11 protein-coding genes and 1 pseudogene are annotated in these 16,690 nt (G+C 50.7%); 4 read left to right on the forward strand and 8 right to left on the reverse strand.

Annotated elements, in window-relative coordinates; all coding sequences use genetic code 11:
• Positions 1–12 precede the first annotated feature (12 nt).
• The 4 genes from SPI9445_RS0100795 to hpsC all read right to left on the reverse strand — a co-directional run bounded on the left by SPI9445_RS0100795 (position 13) and on the right by hpsC (position 3,768).
• Positions 13–1,059, reverse strand: a complete 1,047-nt coding sequence (locus SPI9445_RS0100795; RefSeq protein ID WP_164674440.1) for an aspartyl protease family protein — start codon at positions 1,057–1,059, stop codon at positions 13–15.
• Between the two features lie 70 nt (positions 1,060–1,129).
• Entirely contained in the window at positions 1,130–1,693 is a 564-nt protein-coding gene (locus SPI9445_RS0100800; RefSeq protein ID WP_017302807.1) for a pilus assembly FimT family protein, read from the reverse strand.
• 195 nt (positions 1,694–1,888) lie between these two features.
• Positions 1,889–2,605, reverse strand: a complete 717-nt coding sequence (locus SPI9445_RS23795) for a pilus assembly FimT family protein (protein ID WP_017302808.1) — start codon at positions 2,603–2,605, stop codon at positions 1,889–1,891.
• Between the two features lie 68 nt (positions 2,606–2,673).
• Positions 2,674–3,768: a hormogonium polysaccharide secretion pseudopilin HpsC gene (gene hpsC, locus SPI9445_RS0100810; RefSeq protein ID WP_017302809.1), complete on the reverse strand. Its 1,095-nt coding sequence runs from the start codon at positions 3,766–3,768 to the stop codon at positions 2,674–2,676.
• A 28-nt stretch (positions 3,769–3,796) separates the two neighbouring features.
• Here hpsC and SPI9445_RS31270 point away from each other — a divergent pair, with 28 nt between their 5' ends.
• A complete protein-coding gene (locus SPI9445_RS31270; RefSeq protein ID WP_164674430.1) occupies positions 3,797–3,961 on the forward strand; it encodes a hypothetical protein in 165 nt (54 codons plus the stop codon).
• 75 nt (positions 3,962–4,036) lie between these two features.
• Here SPI9445_RS31270 and hpsB read toward each other — a convergent pair whose 3' ends face one another.
• Together hpsB and hpsA are read right to left on the reverse strand one after the other, a co-directional pair.
• The gene (hpsB, locus tag SPI9445_RS0100815; RefSeq protein ID WP_017302810.1) at positions 4,037–4,759 is read right to left on the reverse strand and encodes a hormogonium polysaccharide secretion pseudopilin HpsB; all 723 of its coding nucleotides are present in this window, start codon (positions 4,757–4,759) and stop codon (positions 4,037–4,039) included.
• 253 nt (positions 4,760–5,012) lie between these two features.
• Positions 5,013–10,364, reverse strand: a complete 5,352-nt coding sequence (gene hpsA, locus SPI9445_RS27175) for a hormogonium polysaccharide biosynthesis protein HpsA (protein ID WP_017302812.1) — start codon at positions 10,362–10,364, stop codon at positions 5,013–5,015.
• Positions 10,365–11,448: 1,084 nt separating this feature from the next.
• Between hpsA and SPI9445_RS0100840 the strand changes: the two genes are divergently transcribed.
• A complete protein-coding gene (locus SPI9445_RS0100840) occupies positions 11,449–14,178 on the forward strand; it encodes a zinc-dependent metalloprotease (protein ID WP_017302815.1) in 2,730 nt (909 codons plus the stop codon).
• A 238-nt stretch (positions 14,179–14,416) separates the two neighbouring features.
• The gene (locus SPI9445_RS0100845; protein WP_017302816.1) at positions 14,417–14,860 is read left to right on the forward strand and encodes a molybdenum cofactor biosynthesis protein MoaE; all 444 of its coding nucleotides are present in this window, start codon (positions 14,417–14,419) and stop codon (positions 14,858–14,860) included.
• Here the strand turns inward: SPI9445_RS0100845 and SPI9445_RS31275 are convergent.
• A complete protein-coding gene (locus SPI9445_RS31275; protein ID WP_017302817.1) occupies positions 14,857–15,225 on the reverse strand; it encodes a transposase in 369 nt (122 codons plus the stop codon). The genes SPI9445_RS0100845 and SPI9445_RS31275 overlap by 4 nt on opposite strands.
• A gap of 168 nt (positions 15,226–15,393) precedes the next feature.
• Between SPI9445_RS31275 and SPI9445_RS31825 the strand changes: the two are divergent.
• Positions 15,394–15,804: pseudogene (locus tag SPI9445_RS31825) on the forward strand (RNA-guided endonuclease InsQ/TnpB family protein); the annotation flags it as partial.
• A 54-nt stretch (positions 15,805–15,858) separates the two neighbouring features.
• Here the strand turns inward: SPI9445_RS31825 and SPI9445_RS0100855 are convergent.
• A complete protein-coding gene (locus SPI9445_RS0100855) occupies positions 15,859–16,650 on the reverse strand; it encodes a YdcF family protein (RefSeq protein WP_017302818.1) in 792 nt (263 codons plus the stop codon).
• Between the last annotated feature and the right edge of the window lie 40 nt (positions 16,651–16,690).

The following is a 16,690-nucleotide window of genomic DNA, read 5'->3' on the forward strand; positions in this document are numbered from 1 at the left end:
TTACGAGCGGATTTAACGGGTAGGATAAGGAGTCAATAATAAACGCCCTCCCTGTAATTTACCCTCCACCTCATCCCGGTCAAAACGCCAATATTGTTGATACTCATTTAAGAAATTTTGCCCAACAATGCCATCAACTTCCAACAGTTTCAACACCGGAGAAGCCAGAATAATCGCGTCTAAATTCCCTTGCTCATGCTGCGCCAATTTCACCCGACTTAAAACTGTTGCTTGAGCAGATTCTAAGCCACAAAATCCTTGAATTTGAATGGGGGAACGGTCTTCCTCTCCTAACTCCAATAACTCCGCTAATCCTTGGGAAATAAACATCCGATCCGCCCCATTATCAATTAAAAACGTAAAAGGCCCCTCCCCATTAATCTCCACCTGCACTAATAACACCCCCAAGCGCTCCTTTAAGGGCACCGCTTCCCCTAAATCTAGTTCAGGATTACTCCCCGAAGCCAGCATGGTTAACATTCGTTGGCGGGGGTCCACTTGTAAGTCATAATGACCTAATACATCCATCCCTAACACCCCATCCAGTCTCCCCGGAATGATGACATCGGTAAACTCTAAACCTTGGAGGCCTTCAATGCGCAGGGAATCCCGCGTTAAAGGGGGGAAAGGGTGTAGATTGGCGTTCATGGTTTCGCACTCATCCCCCGCGACGGCAGAGGTGAGCAATTCTTGAGGTAAGGCCTTCCCTTGCAGCCCTAAATCCTTGACGGTGGGGGTGGATAACATGGAAGTAGAGGCCCCGATATCAAATAAAAAGGTTCCGGTGCGCCCCCCGATTGCCAAATCTAAGACAAAAACCCTTGTCCCCGTTAACACCCTCAAGGGAATCGTGGCCTCTCCTGTGGTTTGAGGGGGGGGTAATTCTAAATCTTGCAGTTGCACAATGGCGCGTAATCCGTCCGTCAGGGGCAAGGGGGCGCTGGAGGGGAGAGGATGGGACATCGCGGGGGGGGCGACTTCCGGGAAGGTGGGCTGTTCCCGGTAGGTGGTGAGGAACAGGGTTAAACAAGCGGTGGCGATGTAGGAAAATTTGTGCATGATTTTGGGTGAATTGGGTTGCATCATACAATATTGTAGTCAGCCTATTGCCTGTTCCCTGTTCCCTAACTTAATTGCAATATTTCCCGCTACTGGTTGGCCGGGGTTGTTCCTCTCCGAAGCGCATCGTCCCTAATAGGGTAGAGATAATCACACAGCGCTTTACCTTGCCCCCTTGGGGACTCGAAAAGGTAATCCGTCCCGGTGGGACTCCTAAACAGTCATGATGGGTGCTGGTGGCCGGACAGCCTTTATGGTTGAAGAAAACCCGGTGAATCTCATCGGAGGAGGTGGTGAAAAAGGTTTCTGGGTCAATTTGTACCCCAGCCTCGAAATACTCCCACCGGATTTGATCCGGGTCTGTGGTAGCTGAATAAACCGACCATTGCGATCGCACCCTCCCCGAAACCTCCACCTCCCGAAACCCCGCCACCCAAGTAATCTTATCCCGCAGCGCATTACTTTTCGCCCCTTGTAGCGCCTGATAAGCCTGACTCCGTGCCGTATTGAGCCTTTGGCGCATCACAAACCCCTGCCAAGAAGCCGCCATCAGCGACCCCAAAATCCCAATGATCACAATCGCGATCAACAGTTCAAGCAACGTAAAACCAGACTGGGAGGAACGACGCACCATCAGAGATTAGGTTAACTAGGGTTTGCTGAATAACTGGGCTAGGGAACGGGAAGGGAGAGGGGGAGAGGGGGAGAGGGGGAGCAGGGGAGAATTGATAATTATTCCCTATCACCTATTCCCTATTCCCTATCACCTATTACCCATTCCCGACTCCCGACTCCCGACTCCCGACTCCCCGTTCCCTGTTCCCCGTCCTTAAATACAACCTTGGGGATTAGTCGTCGCATTAAATTGACCACTTCCCGTCCGTAACCCTCCGATTAACGTTTGTAACACCACACATTGTTTAGAACCATTCACAGGCTGATTACTCCCCGGACTTTGGGGGAAAGCCACCACCATCTGAAAACCATGCGCTGGAATTGTTGGGAAGGGATCCGGGAGATCCCCCGTATGGGTAAAGGTAATCGACGGGTAGACCTGATCGGGATCCGGGTTTGCGGTTACATTAGGAATCAACGTCGCCACGTCATCGGGATTACTTAACGTATTATCCCCCGCCAAATTAGTCAGAATTAAAACCTGATTGCGATTAATTCCTAACTCCCTACCTAAATCTCGCTCTCGCCAATAATTTTCCGATATCTCAAAATCTGTTGCCCCTTCGGGAGGACTGGGATAAATGGCAATCTGTGGCACCCCGTTAAACATTCTAAACGCAACACTATAATTCACCTTTTCCGCTTGCGCCTTATTCTGTGTCTCTTGAATCGCCCGTAAAATTGCACCATTTACCGTCCCTAAACGCTGTCGATTGACAAAACCTAACCAGCCCGGGCCAACAATCGCCGCCAGAATCCCCACCATAATCACCACCACCAGCAATTCCAGCAAGGTGAAACCTTGGGTTGAGTGGGAATTTTCAGAACGGCTCAAACCCAGTCGCAGTAACTTATGGATTTTCGGATTCATCTCACTTTTGCTCCTGAATTTGCGAATAGTACAATCTTATTGTAATCAATTCAATTTATTTAATCTATTTAACGTTGTTGTTGCACCAAGCGACCTCTAGCCGTTACCTGAGTCCGCGTCGTTGGGAAATAAGCCGAAAGAGATGGTCGATACTCAGACCGCGCAATATTCCGCGTCCTCGCTAAAGCATTACCGCGAATATGAACCCGCGCCGTATTGCTGGCGCTATTAATACAAGCAAAGAAACTGGTAGCGGGGAAACCATTCGGCACAGAGTCCGGCACCGGGCTAGTCGTCCAGCCTGTATCCGTTGGACAAGCTTCTGCGGGGGGGGCATTATTGCCAGTGCTGGGACTATGATCCACATAATCCACTAAAATCTGGACTTGTTCCCGGGGGCCGAAAGTCCCTGAGTCCCGAGTCCAACGGTTCATTTTACTGGCCAAGTCAGTTCCGGGGAGGTTTAAGTTAAAAAGCCGAAACCCGGTACTCGGGGACAATACTGAGCGGTCATCGGGCAAATAACGGGATGTCGCATTGCGGGGAGGGGCGGGGTCATATATCCCATCATGGAGTTCAAAGCGTCCAATGCGAGCAGTTGGCGACCACACTGTTGCGGTGTTGTCCGTATTGCGGATTAAGTAATACACCACTAAGGAATAGACAAAGGTATCATTACACTGTTGCGCCGCATTAGTAGCTGTTAGGCAATTAGTTCCTTGTTGACTAGGGCGGCGGTCAATGGGGATAGCATTTCTCACCGGGCGGCGCTTCCAGAAAGCCAACACAGGCACGCAATCCATGCTTGTATTATTACACCCCGGGGCGACAGAGACGGGGGGAATTTGGTCACGAATCCCTGAGTTAGTACCCTGTTCATTGTGGTTACGAGTCAAGGCCACAGCATCATAGATATAAACCGCCTGTTGTAAATCCCGGGCAATATAATCAACGGCCATTTGAATTTCTTGTTCTGTGGTCGCCCTAGCCATTTCGTCGCGGTCTGTACGGATTAAGTTCACGGCTAACCCCAGCAAGGGGGTAATGACTAAAGCAGCAATCAGCATAGAAACCAGCAACTCAATGAGGGTAAAACCGGAATTTTTTCTCTGAGTTGGAGTTGTTTTTAAAAGAGTTTTTAAAAGTAGATGAATGCTATCCATTGGCTTTAGTTCGGTAAACAGTGAGTAGTTGAGTATTGATAATTATTATCTACTATCTAATCTTGACCAGTTAAGACCTAACGTTAGAATTCAAGGGAACAGGGAGTCGGGAGTCGGTGTAGGGGCGCAATGCTTGCGCCCTAGGGAGTCGGGAGTCGGGAGTCGGGAGTCGGGAGTCGGGAGTCGGGAGTAATGTCATTGCGAGGTACGAAGCAATCTAGTCGGGAGTCGGGAGTCGGGAGTCGGGAATTATTACCTATTACCTAAATCACTGACATCCTCCTAAGCGCCGACAAATATCTGCATAACTGGTGTTGCTGGTTGTGATTTCTGTGGTGAATTCCATGATAGGAGCATTGCGATTCCCCAAGCCGCCAGTGGTCAGTTTTGCCTGTGTTTGTATCGTGTCTGTGCTACGTTGGAGGGCACCAGAACCTGTCTTAAAACCATCGGCGCGATATACCCGAATCCCTAAAAAATAACCTCGGTCTGCACGGCGTACATTATCTGTAATTGGAGGGTTGGCGGGTCGTTGGACTCCAGAGGCTTGGATAATAAAATCATTAAATTGGTCGGTGGTACATTTGCCGTCGTTATTGCCATCCACACAGAAAAAACTAGAGTGGCTGTTCGGTGCGGGGCTTGTGCAGTAACTGCTAGCGTTACAGTCTAAATTCGTTACTGTCGGGACAGGAACGTTTCTGAGGGCATCTAGGGCGGCGTTGGGGGTGGTGGCGGTAACGGTGGTGGCAATTTGCGGGGGGGGAATAGACCGACTTCTGAGGGCTTCAACGTAACTGCGGCCAGCTTGGGAGCCGAGTTCAATCCGTCGGGCTTGGAAGCGGGTGGCGGCGGAAAAACCCAACACTGGACCAATGGCCACTAGCAAAATTCCCACTACAAAGATGGCTAGGAGGGATTCAATGATGGTGAATCCTTCTTGAGGGTGGGGGGAAGCATGGATTTTAGGCGAGGGTTTTTTGAGAAACATGGCAGTTCAGGGAATGATGACAGAAGGAAGGAAGGGGGGAGTCGGGAATCGGGAGTCGGGAGTCGGGAGTCGGGAATCGGGAGTCGGGAGTCGGGAGTCGGGAGTCGGTAATAGGTGATAGGTGATAGGGAATAGGGAATAGGTGATAGGGAATAATTATCAATTCTCCCCTGCTCCCCTGCTCCCCTGCTCCCCCTCTCCCCGACCTTGACAAAATGCACAGGGGCATAAATTGTCAAGGTTGACCGGGGAGTTATTGCCGCAACTCAGCGCAACGGTTTCCCCTTGGTCGCTCTTGAAGGCTAACCGCCCGGGCGGTTGGCGTGGGAGCATTGGGAGTGGCTGGGTTATAGGTGGCACAAAGGAGGGTTTGAATCCAGTTGTCGTTCCGTCCCACTTCCCGAAAATACTCGTTCGGGGCATCGGTGGGGGGCAGGGTGAACCGTTGGGAGAACAGGTCAGGCAACTGGGATAGTACGCCTACATCAAAACCCCAAAGCCGTGCAGGAGGATAATAACTCTGGAGGCGGCCAGCGTTAAAGGAGTAGCCTTGGGCATAGCTGAACACGCTGTTATTATTGTTCGGAATGGCGAAGGCATTGGGGTTATTCTCTTTCAGAATTTGCCAGAAAGGAGCGGTGGCATAAGCACTACGTTTGAGTTGAATAAAAGAGCCTTGAATGGTTACGGGATAGGGGGCCGCTCCTGTGGCAGGTCGCCACTGTTCTAAGAAGCGGGGCAGGTTGGAGACAGCACCGTTGAACTCAACGGCTTGAGTACCCACAGCATAACGGGAAGGACTATCCCCTGTTGCCATGACCAAGTTAAAGGTTCCCTTGGGTATGTTGGCTCCGTTACTATCCACAGCCCGAGGAATCCAATGGGTGGTTTGTATTGGTGTCGCTGCATCAGTCTCGTTCAATCTCGTTTGTGTGCCGCTAGGACTATGGAGTTGCAGTACGGGTTCTAGGAGGGGTTGAGCGAGAAGGTTAGCGCGAACGCTGGTGAGGGCATCATTCCGAATATAGGGCAGACGGTCGTTAGCCGTGTAGTCTTGATTATTGTTGTTAGTTGGCGCAGCATTGGGTCTGTTAGCCTCCTTGCTGGGTTTGAACCATAGGGCGTTATCAGTGACTCTCGGTGTTGCTGCGCTACACGTCCAGACTGTGGTGAATCCACCACTACCATCAGATTCTTGTAGCTTAACTGTACCGCTATAGGTATGACAGGCAATTGTCCCAGTTCCTGTTCCCGTTATTCCTAGAGGGATCGGATAATCACTAGCTCCTAAAATGAGTCCATCAACTGGCGGTAATGTAGTGATAGGATCGTCATTCGCACCCAGTAATCGTCCCCCACCATCAATGACCTCTTGAATCTCCTCGGTCATGCGCAAGAAGGCCACACGACGGGGGAATTTTTGGAGTTCAGCACTGGAGAAACGTGCAGTTGTGCCAGCTTTATGATCTCCAGTCAGGGAGAGAACTACATTAATTTGATTAGAAGCCTTAATCAGACTACTTCCCCCATTAACAGACCAATCCTCGGCTTTACATTCTGAAACGGGTGTCTTTGTGCAAATTTCCATCAGATATTCAGGGAAATCGCCCCGCCGTTGGATAGGGGTGACAAAGTTGTTGAAATAGGAACTATACAGTCCGGGGTTCGCGTTTTCAGAGTAACTTGTATCAAGATAGCGACCGCCCCCAGATACCCCAAACGCATCGACATAACTAGATAAACCATTGGTGACAAAGGTGTTATCCCAGAACCCGTTAAACAGCCGTTTTTCTTCCACGGTGTCCTCCCAAGTATTGGTAGCCGCCGAAAGACTCAGGGCAGAACGCCGAGCCTCAGTAGGCGGAGTTACCGGGAGTCGGTTGGTTGCCGCATTAGATGACACAAAGTTAGGTAACTGGTTTTGTCCCTCTTGCCCTCGGAAGAGGTTATCGACCTGATTATTTCTCAAGTCATAGTCTCCCTCGTTGCGGAAACCAAAGCGGAAATTTTCCGACAGCAGGGTGACAGCATCAGACAAGATGGAAGCCGTGCGCCATCGGTCGCCAGTGGTACAACCGGGCAAGCGGTCGTCATTGGTGCGACAGGCAAATTGGGGATTCAGTGTGTTTTCTGTTCGGCTATAGAAGTTACTCCAAGTATCGTCTAAGGTGGTGGTGAATTCTTCGGAATCATGGAGGTTAAAGCCCCCTCGGGTGCCGTTGGCGTTTTGGGCTTTGATATACACTGGGAGGTTAGTGGCTAAGATTAACCCTTTCTCTGATTCCACAAATTGATTACTGGCATTACGCCCCAATTCTCGACCGTTAATCAACAGAATGGCACTAGCGCGGCGGGTGGGGTCTAACCAGAAGTCTGAAGGACTCACCCGATCTTGTGCCAAGTCGTAGGCGGCGAGGTTCACGACCCCATTACTCTCGTTGTAGGGAGTGTTGGGGTTATTGTTTAGGGGAATTCTGGGTTTATTGGCTACGGTGTTATCACTGCGGGCGGGTTTATCGCTGGCATCGGGCAGGGCATCATCCCGAGTGGCGTAGATAATCCCACTCGCGGGTAACATCCACTCGTCTTGAGGCCCTTCGGTCGTGCTGTTGGTGCTTTGTCGCCGCAGCAGATCCAAATTAATGGCCGTGGCGCGAATTTCCATCGGTTGACGGAATTCTACGGAGAGGTCGTACTCTGACAGTCCGCTTTGAGCGGCATTTTCCGGTTGATGGGTGTAGTTGTTGGCTTGGGTGAAGTCGGTGTTCGCTTGGTTTCTTTCGCTGCCCGCACTGCCTAGGTTAAAAACAGTGCTGCTGCTGTTCCCTTCAATCATCTTGATTTCCCGACCATCTAAAAAGGAGACTTCTTGAATGGTGCCGTGGGGCAAGGGGAATCCGGCGGTAGGGGTTTCTGTGGGGCTGATGCCACCGTTCAGAATTTGCAGGGCGCAGAGTGTGGAGTCAATGGCCGCCCGATCTGCTAGGGTGCGTTGGTTACTGGGCGTATTAAGCGCTTTAGCCAGTTGGGGGTTCACTAAGCGCCCGTTGGGATAGACTAAGCTGGCTTGATAGGCTAAAGCGGCATCTCCTGAGCCAACGGTTAAACCATTAACGGTGGGTGGGCTGTAGGTGATGCCGTTGTTGGAGTTGGCAACACTGCCGGAAATGCCTGTTCGGGTAGGAACTCCTGCTGCCCCTTGATTCCAGCCCAGATCCCCGCTATTACCGGACAGTCCGGCACGGTTGCGGGCGGTGGTGCTGTCGGTGGGGTCGTAAAAACTACTCACACAGGCCACGGGAGGGGCGGGGGTGCGGGCGTTGTTGTCGTCATCCCGGACGTAGTGATAAACGGCGGTAGCGCGCATTTTCAGGTAAGGCCGACGGGCGGCCGAGTCGTCAATGGCGATGTTGTTCGCTGTGCTGGCGTTGCCGTCGGGGTCATAGAAGATTTTGCCCTCATAGGGATGTCCGGCGGGTGTGCGGCCGGGTTGAGGATCCCGAGGTTGAGGCATCCAATCAGGCCAAACTACTGTATCTGCTCCAGTGATGTTGTCATTGGCGGGTAAGTAGACCCCGGCTCCGGTGACGATACGCAAGCCACCAATCCCGTCGAGTTCGTTTTCTGGCAGGGTGGCGGCTTGGGTTTCCCAGAAGCCGTCCCGGTCGGTTAACCCAAGGTCTACTAATTCCCGGACGCGGGTTTTCCGATAGCGTGGACCTGGAGCCCCGGTTCCTGACCCGGCACTTAACCAGTTGGTGGCGGGCTGATAAATTTGTTGGGTGTTGGCATCGGCAAAGTTTTCTGTGCTGGGGTCGTACCAGTTGGGCGGGAGGTTGTTTCCTGCTAAAATGCGATCGCCTAAATTTATTTCCCGTTCATCCAACAAATCTGGGTCACTGGCCGGAACGTTTTCTAGTCTTAAGCTAATCCGACTTTGAGCATTGGCCGAGGTGTGATTATTCAGGGCAAAAGGATAAATCCAATTGTCAGGCGGCCGTAAAAAGTCCGTTCCCTGACCCTGCAAAACGTTGGCTGTTGTAAACCCGGTCGTGGCACTTTGTCCAAAGGGAACTTCAGCAAAGGGAACGCGACGAGTCCGGTTTCTAAACCAGACTTCTAAGGCTTCCCGTCTGGCACTGTCAGAATTTCTGGGGTTGGCTTCGTTGTTGATTAAATCTCGTACCCGATTCCGCACGGGTTCCGGGTCGTTTCCGGTGACTGTTCGGTTAGGGGCGGTTCCCGGCGGTGCGTTGAAACTATTGCGGTCAATAGCAGCATTGACTAACAATTGAATGCGCTCTTCGTAGGCTTGGGTGTTGTAAGCCGTTACACTGGCATTGCTGCTAGTGGAAGAGGCTTGAGCATTGGCAAAATTAGCAGTGCTTGGGTCATTGCCCCGACCTCGGAATAGGTCAAAGTTAATAGTATTCCAGGTTTGGGTACTCCCCACTAAACCATTGGTAATATTGCCACCAATAATAATCCGGGCGTTTTCTGCCTCGTAAAAACAGGACTCATCACTACTGACTTGATAAAAGTGTAGGTTGCCATTGCGGGTAGTCCCGGCGTGGAGGTTACTATTCACCACAATCCGACCATTAATTCTTAAAGGTGTCCCAGAGAACATATCGAGGTCATCTTCATAGGCAATGGCGTTATTGCCCAAAGGAATCCGGGCGCGGTCTTGTTGATACTCCACCGCCGCAAAGCCTCGGTTGCCTTGATGGTTTTCGTAAAGGGCTAAATTCGTCCCCGTGGGGAAAAGACCTTGTTGATTAATGTCTACGATGGGAACCGTGGCGGCATAGGTAAAGAAACCTTTTTTCAAGACTCCCCCGGCTTTATACCAACCATCAGCCCCGACTAAGCTGGCACTGGTTCCCAAGGCTGCCGTACAAGCTCCGCTACTCGCCCCATCATCTTGGGGTGGGGTGCGAGCATCAAGGGGAACTCGGACCCGGTTAAACAAACCACTGTTATCTCGGCTAGGACTGCGGTAATAAATGCCGTAGAGGGTAAAACTATCAAATCTCCCGTTGTTGTCTGTATCGACGGGAAACCGCCAAGCGGTGGTAATGGTTTCGTTAAATTCTAAGCCTCGGTCGTTGGTAGCCTGAATGGTATTGTCTGGGGTGAGTTGTCCGGCTCCGTTCCGAAAATCCACGGCCAAACGGAGGCGCACTTCATCGGGGAGGGTGTAGCGTGAATTACTTAAAACGTTGGTAACGGCTAAATCGGACGGGGTGCCCTGGGGTAGGGTAGGGTCTTCAAAGGCGGCGTTGAGTTTGGCTTTCGCTCGGTCTAAGGCCGGGGATACAGCACTGAGGACGACTTGATTCACCCGGAAATTCCCGGCGTTTTTCGCTCGGTCAGTAGACCGGAAGAGAATAGAGGTCGTGAGTAGGGTGACAACCAGAATCACCATAACAACAGTAGGCAGCACAAACCCGGCCTGGGTGGAAGATTGCTGTTGAGGGTGTAACCGTTGGTGCAGTAGGCGGTTAAAGGCCTGTTTTAGGGTTCTGAGCAGCTTTCTGGGCAGCAAAAGCAGTTCTCGCCCGAGAGCCTGAAAACTGTTGATAAGCCGTTGAAGCATTGACATGGTAAATGTCCTACCAGAGGGAAAGAGCAAGGAAAGAGCAGAGATTACGCTAGGGGATGCACCCGGTTTAATATCCGGTCTGGATTTTGAGACAAGGAGGGGCAAACACAACTAGGGAAGACTTCAATTCAGGTCGGAGCAATTTCGGACGAAATGACTCGGGTCTGAATTTTTTTTCGTCAGATTTTTTTCTGTCATAACGACTGAGCTTAAGACTCGTCAACCGCAATCTCCCGGAATTTTGCTAGATGGCGGAGGGAATGGATAAGCTCAAAGGTTACTTTGAACAGGACGCTCAGGGGTTTTGGGGTGGGTGTGACTCTGGATGCCCCCCAAGAAATCAGGAGAACCCGCAACTTAAGCGGTTCTGTTCTCCTTAACCCATGAGTTGTCTTATCCCTAGGCTACCCAATTTATGAAGAAATTTTATCAGTGGGAGAAAATTGGGCTTGTGGTGGGGGGCGGGGGAGCAGGGGGGCAGGGGAGCAGGGGGGAGCGGGGGAGGGGGAACAAGGGAGCAGGGGAGTAGGGGAGCAGGGGAATAGTGGCTAGTGAATAGCCAAAACTCTTTTATTTTAGGGAACGGGGAACAGGGAACAGGGAGGAGGTAATAGGTAATAAGTCTTAATTCCTTGTCTCCCTCTCTCCCCCTCCCCCCGACCCCCTAGGGCGCAAGCATTGCGCCCCTACACCGATTCCCGACACCCAATTCCCGATTCCCGACTCCCGACTCCCGACTCCCTAGGGCGCAAGCATTGCGCCCCTACACCGACTCCCGATTCCCGACTCCCGACTCCCCACGGTGCGGGCTGAGAGGTTATACTTTTTGAAGGGGTGAAGTAACCTGAATCAGTGAGTATCCGGTTCTTCCATCAGTATCGAAATGTTTGCTTTGGTATCTTCATTTGAGTTGTTGGGTTTCGCTTTCGCTGCACCCAACCTAGAGGTTGCTGTTCGGTGTTGTTGGGTTTTGAATTGCACAACCATCAAATGTACTAACTGATTACAATCGCCATAATGCTGATTCTGTTGCTCTCCGGTTGGCGCACGGCTTTCAATCTCAATAGATTGATACTTATGTACTATGAAAAGAATTCGCTTTTGGTTCGGTTTAACACTCTGGTTTCTGGTTGGGTTGTTGATGGTGTTTTTCCTGGTGCCTCTACCTCTACAAGCCCAATTATCCCCGCCTTGGCCAATCGCCCGCACTCAGAGCCAATCTTTTGAAGACTTGGTGCAAGGCAAGCGGGAAAAAGAGGGACTGTTTCGGCTCTATTATGGTGCAGGGAAACTTTATCTGGAAATCCAACCGGAACAACTCAATCGAGATTATCTCTTAATTACGTCCTTGGCCAGTGGAATTGGGGAAGATCGGTTAGTCACAGGGTTTCCGATTCGGAGTTTTCTGTTTCGCTTCCGTCGGGTCAACAACCAGATTCAGTTTGTTTTACCGAATTTAAGCTTTCGGGTGAGTCAAGATCCGGCGGTTGAACGTTCGGTGCAACAGTCTTTTAGTGATTCAGTCTTACAAGTTTTACCCGTTGCGGCAACTCACCCCACGCGCAACAGTATTTTAGTGGATTTTACCCGGTTGTTACTTTCTCAGGATGATGTGTCCGGGTTAGCCAATTCTTTGGGGGCGAACTATAGCATTGACTCGGACAAGTCCTATCTGAACAAAGTCCGGGCATTTCCTGAAAATATAGAACTCAATGTGGTCTATGGCTTTTCTTCGGGGAGTCGAGGTCCGCTGCCCATTCCTTCGATTCCTGATCCCCGTTCGTTCAATTTAGGGGTTCACTATAGTATCTCTCAATTGCCCCAAGATAATCGCTATGTTCCCCGCTTGGCGGATGATCGGGTGGGTTATTTTATTAATACTTATCAAGATGTAGGGGATACTCGCAGTCGGGATCCGGTGGTGCGGTATATTAGGCGCTGGCGACTGGAACCGCAAGATCCTCTGGCGCTGTCGTCTCGTCCGGTAAAACCGATTGTGTTCTGGCTGGAAAATACGATCCCGATGGAGTATAGGGAGGCGGTACGGGATGGGGTTTTGGCTTGGAATAAGGCTTTTGAGAGGGCGGGGTTTCAGGAGGCTATTGTGGTGAAACAAATGCCGGATGATGCGACGTGGGATCCGGCGGATGTGCGTTATAACACGGTGCGCTGGTCGAGTACGTCGAGTTCTGGGATTTTGGGGATTGGCCCGTCTCAGATGAATCCACTTACGGGGGAGATTTTGGCGGCGGATGTTGTGATTAATGGGAATGTGTTGCGCTATCTGCAAGATCAGTTTCAAAATCTCCCTGGGCTGCATCAGGGGTTAGAGGATTCTCTGTTTACGGAGGATTGGTGTCGTCAGGGGTTAGGGTTTCAACAGTATTGGGGACAAAGTACGGAGGGATGGTCTGAACAAGGGGAACCTCAGAAGGTTTCGCCGTTGGAACATTTGATGACGGATTATGACCTCTGTTATGGGTTTGGGGCGTTGGAACAGGCGAATATGGGGATGGTGGGGATGACGTTGTTGGGGGATGTGATTCCCCGACAGGCGGCGCGTGAGCAGTATATTAATCAGTTTTTGCGTTTTTTGGTGGCGCACGAAATTGGCCATGCTTTGGGTTTGCGGCACAATTTCCACGGCAGTACGTTGTTAAGGCCCGAGGAGTTGAATAATACGGAGGTGACTCATGATAAGGGGTTGGTGAGTTCGATGATGGATTATGTGGGGGTGAATTTGGCTCCCCCTGGGACTCCGCAGGGAGATTTTTTCCCGGTGGTGGTGGGGCCTTATGATGGGTGGGCAATTGAGTATGGCTATAAGTACAGTGGGGCGTTAGTTTCGGGGGCGGAACGGCAGTTTTTAGATGAGATTGCGAGTGAGTCTAGCCGTCCGGAGTTTGCCTATGCGACGGATGAGGATTTATTCGGGTTTCAGGATCCGAATGTGAATGCGTTTGATTTGAGTGGGGATGTGTTGAGGTTTGCCCAATGGCAATTGGAGAATTCCCGTCGGATGTGGCAACAGTTGGAACGGCGCTATCCGGTGGCGGGCGATCGCTATAGTGATATGCGGGCGAGGTTTAACCAGATTTTTAGTTACTATTCCCGCCAAGTGTCTTTTATCTCGAATTTTATTGGTGGACGTTCGTTTAATCGCGATCGCCCGGGTCGTCCCAATAGTCGCTTACCCTTTCAACAGGTGTCGTTACAGCAACAACGGGAGGCGCTGAATTTGTTGCAAAAGTATCTGTTTTCGACGGAGGGGTTTAGTTTTTCCCCGGGTTTATTGAATCAGTTGGCGCCTTCGAGGTGGCCGGGTGTGGGGCAGCCTGTTCCGTTGTTGAATCTGGACTATCCCATCCATGACAATATTTTGGCACTACAAGGACGGATTTTGCGATCGCTCCTGTCCCCCCAACGGCTGAGTCGTCTACGAGATCAGGAGTTGAAAAGCCCCCAAGAGGCTTTAAGCTTGCCGGAGTTATATGATACGCTTCAGGCGGGGATCTGGTCGGAAGTCTTGGATGCTCAACGGTCTGGGGTTAATATTTCAAGTCTACGCCGTTCTCTCCAACGGGAACACCTCCAGATTTTGGGGGCTATGGTGCTAGGACGCTCGCCAGTGCCGGAAGATGCCAGAACACTGGCTTGGTATGAGTTGAGGCAGCTTCAAGGGGCAATTAACCGGGTTCTGGGGCGTTTTGGGGGGCAGTTGGATGCTTATACTCGGGCTCATCTCTCGGAAACAGGCGATCGCATTACTGGGCTATTAAGCGCTACTTTTGAGCGGGTGAGTGTTGACCTATGATCTCGTGCGCTGAAGCGCTACTACAAACGGAGCGATCGCATTACTGGGCTATTAAGCGCTACTTTTGAGCGGGTGAGTATTGACCTATGCTCTCGTGCGCTGAAGCGCTACTACAAACGGAGCGATCGCATTACTGGGCTATTAAGCGCTACTTTTGAGCGGGTGAGTGTTGACCTATGCTCTCGTGCGCTGAAGCGCTACTACAAACGGCTATGAGGAATGGAACGACTGAGTGGAGATGTCTTTAGCGAACACGGATCAATTTAAAATTACGTTTGCTCCCCTAGAACTAGCGGAAGTCTATCGTCTCGCCGATGATCCGGGCAATGGGGCTATTGTTGTGATGAGTGGGACAGTGCGCAACAACACGGAGGGTAAGGAGGTAAGGTTTCTAGAGTATCAGGCCTATGAACCGATGGCGATCGCAATTTTCCAAGATATCGCCCAAAATATCCGTCGAGAGTGGCCTGCAACCAATCAGGTGATCATTCATCATCGCACCGGACGGCTACAGATTGGGGAAATTAGCGTCCTCGTAGCTGTCGGATGTCCCCATCGTGGGGAAGCGTTTGCCGCTTGTCAGTATGCCATTGATACCTTAAAGCACAATGCACCTATCTGGAAAAAAGAACACTGGGTAGATGGTTCCAGTCAGTGGGTGAGTATTGGGTCTTGTAACTAGGGGCTGTTGATTGAACCTCCCATCGCTGAAAGCGAGGGATTCCCATATAGACTCTTATCTAGACCGAAGTCCCCGACAGAACGCCATGACTGGGCTGTTTGACCACGGGCGCACCGACCGCAGTTAATCCACGCTGTTTTACTACCGACTCCATCACAGAGTTGATAGGCTAATTTGAAATGGTAATCCTTTCTTCTGTTGGCTACGGCTTCATGTAATAGAGCGATCCGATGCTGTAGCTTCTGCCATTTATTAGACCCTTTGTTTTTATTCCTAAGCCTTCTTTGTAGTAATTTAATCTTACGCCGTGCTTTATCTAAAAACTTCGGTCTAGGAAGAATCAAACCATCGGAAGTTGCCAGCATACTTTGAATCCCAACATCAATCCCCAAAGCGTGACCGTGAGGTATTGGGGTTGGGATATTAACATCAAGCTCAATTGCTAAGTTGACATAGTAACCCGATGCTTTCTTGATTACTTGAACTTGTTTGATCTTAAAACCCTCTGGAATATCCCTTGACTTGACAAACTTAGACTTACTAACCGAAACTCAATCCAAGCCGTCTGCTATAAGGACGTTAAAGAGAAGTTCGGGCTGACGGCTAACCACGTTGTCAGAGCTTGCGGTCGGGTAGCGGCTAACCGTTTAACAGCAAAACAAAAAGGGAAGAAAGTTAAAAACTTTGCCCCTACCAGTTTTGACTGTGACGCTCGAACTTTTCGTTTTGTCGAAAGAGACTGGGCAATTACTGTTAGCACTACAGGGAAAAGATTAACCATTAACCTGAGAGCAAGTAACTACCATCGAGGAAAACTTCAAGGACAAAATCCTACATCGGCTCAAATTTGTTTACATCGTGACGGGGATTGGTATGTCCACATTCAATTAAAATCAGAACCGCCGAAACCCATTAAATCCGAGAAGGTTATCGGCGTTGATTATAGATTTAGGGCTACAGAAAGCCCCTGACTTTAGCGTAGCGTAGTCAGGGGTAGCTTACAACCAACCTCGCAACCGATACACCAATAAACCCAGATACTCCTTCAAAACTTCCGTTGTGGTGGCGACGCGCTCTGTGTCGGGGAGCCAACTGAGGAGACGAGCGCCGAAACTCACGGGGCCGGAATTCCCGGTGGGGAAGGTGGCGAGAAAATCCGTCGGGGCGGGGATGGCTTCTATACCTTGCCGTTGGAAGATTAAGTAGGAACGGGGCATATGGAGGGCGGAGGTGACTAATAAAATTCGTTCAATTCCTCGCTCGACTAAGATTTCTCGGGTAAAAAGGGCGTTTTGATAGGTGTTGAGGGAACGGGGTTCTTGGATGATGGCGTCGGGGGGAACGCCTAACATTTGTAGAAATTCGGCCATGTCTTCGGATTCTGGGGGGAATTGACCAGACCAGTCAATGCGCCCCCCAGAGGCGATAATGAGGGGGGCTTTGCCTTCTCGGTAGAGTTGGGCAGCATAGATAACGCGATCGCCTTTGTCACTCAAATCCATCATCGGCCGCGGGGGTAATTTCGGTTTGATCCCACCCCCTAACACTACAATGGCATCGGCTTGAGGCAGTTCGGCCGGGGGAATATGTTGCCACTCTAAACTGGTTACTAAACGGGCATTGACCCAACCATTGCCCGATATCATTAAAACTAAAAAGGCCAGCGCCAACGGGAGAGGAGTCCAACGGGATTGTCGCCAGCCCAAAACAAACGCGACTCCTAACAAAACACAGGTTAAGCCAATGGGGTACAGGAAAACAGGCAGTAGTTTAGAGAGGTAAAGGAACATCTTTTCCGATCAAGATTCCTGATAGTATGTAGTCTGATTC

It is taken from the genome of Spirulina subsalsa PCC 9445, from assembly GCF_000314005.1.
GTDB lineage: Bacteria > Cyanobacteriota > Cyanobacteriia > Cyanobacteriales > Spirulinaceae > Spirulina_A > Spirulina_A subsalsa.

Bases quoted from the DNA above. Each gene is read 5' to 3' on its own strand.
- SPI9445_RS0100795 (WP_164674440.1), bottom strand. From the start codon at position 1,059: ATGCACAAATTTTCCTACATCGCCACCGCTTGTTTAACCCTGTTCCTC.
- SPI9445_RS0100800 (WP_017302807.1), bottom strand. From the start codon at position 1,693: ATGGTGCGTCGTTCCTCCCAGTCTGGTTTTACGTTGCTTGAACTGTTG.
- SPI9445_RS23795 (WP_017302808.1), bottom strand. From the start codon at position 2,605: ATGAATCCGAAAATCCATAAGTTACTGCGACTGGGTTTGAGCCGTTCT.
- hpsC (WP_017302809.1), bottom strand. From the start codon at position 3,768: ATGGATAGCATTCATCTACTTTTAAAAACTCTTTTAAAAACAACTCCA.
- hpsB (WP_017302810.1), bottom strand. From the start codon at position 4,759: ATGTTTCTCAAAAAACCCTCGCCTAAAATCCATGCTTCCCCCCACCCT.
- hpsA (WP_017302812.1), bottom strand. From the start codon at position 10,364: ATGTCAATGCTTCAACGGCTTATCAACAGTTTTCAGGCTCTCGGGCGA.
- SPI9445_RS0100840 (WP_017302815.1), top strand. From the start codon at position 11,449: ATGAAAAGAATTCGCTTTTGGTTCGGTTTAACACTCTGGTTTCTGGTT.
- SPI9445_RS0100845 (WP_017302816.1), top strand. From the start codon at position 14,417: ATGTCTTTAGCGAACACGGATCAATTTAAAATTACGTTTGCTCCCCTA.
- SPI9445_RS31275 (WP_017302817.1), bottom strand. From the start codon at position 15,225: ATGCTGGCAACTTCCGATGGTTTGATTCTTCCTAGACCGAAGTTTTTA.
- SPI9445_RS0100855 (WP_017302818.1), bottom strand. From the start codon at position 16,650: ATGTTCCTTTACCTCTCTAAACTACTGCCTGTTTTCCTGTACCCCATT.